Source organism: Citrobacter sp. VF227 (assembly GCF_052950715.1).
The window spans coordinates 1-482 of record NZ_JBRFVF010000338.1 but is presented as its reverse complement, the minus strand read 5'-3'; the positions used below and the strand labels follow the sequence as shown (position 1 = coordinate 482).

2 protein-coding genes are annotated in these 482 nt (G+C 67.0%); both read right to left on the bottom strand.

The window, feature by feature from the left end; all coding sequences use genetic code 11:
- Positions 1–202, bottom strand: a 202-nt coding sequence (locus ACU8YC_RS26635; RefSeq protein WP_446896211.1) for an ABC transporter substrate-binding protein, incomplete at its 3' end; no start/stop codon positions are given.
- On the bottom strand, positions 199–482 hold a 284-nt coding region (locus tag ACU8YC_RS26630; protein ID WP_446896210.1), incomplete at its 5' end, for a nitroreductase family protein. The genes ACU8YC_RS26630 and ACU8YC_RS26635, both read right to left, overlap by 4 nt.

Genomic DNA, 482 nt, shown 5'->3' with positions numbered 1-482 from the left:
GTACCAGGTCCGGTTTCAGGGCCAGGATCTGCTCGTGCTTGACGCTGGTGAAGCCGCTGACCTTGGGCTTTTCCTTGCGCGCCTGCGGCGGGCGCACGGTAAAACCGGAAATGCCGATGATGCGCGCCTGCTCGCCCAGCAGGTAGAGCGTTTCGCAGGTCTCGGTGGACAGACAGACGATCCGCTGCGGCCCCTTGCTCATGTCACCCCCCATCCGTTCTCGAAAACCAGTTCGTGCAGCGGCCTCGGCGTCGTCCAGCCCTCCAGCGCCAGCATCGGCGCCGGGTAGAATTCGTGCACCGGGCCGAGGCAGAGGATCGCCACCGGCTTGGCGCCTTCCGGCATGCCGAGCAGCGCAGCCAGCGCCAAAGGATCGAACAGCGACACCCAGCCCATCCCCAGGCCTTCCGCACGGGCGGCCAGCCACAGGTTCTGGATCGCGCAGGCCAGCGAGGCGAGATCCATTTCCGGCAGGGTGCGGC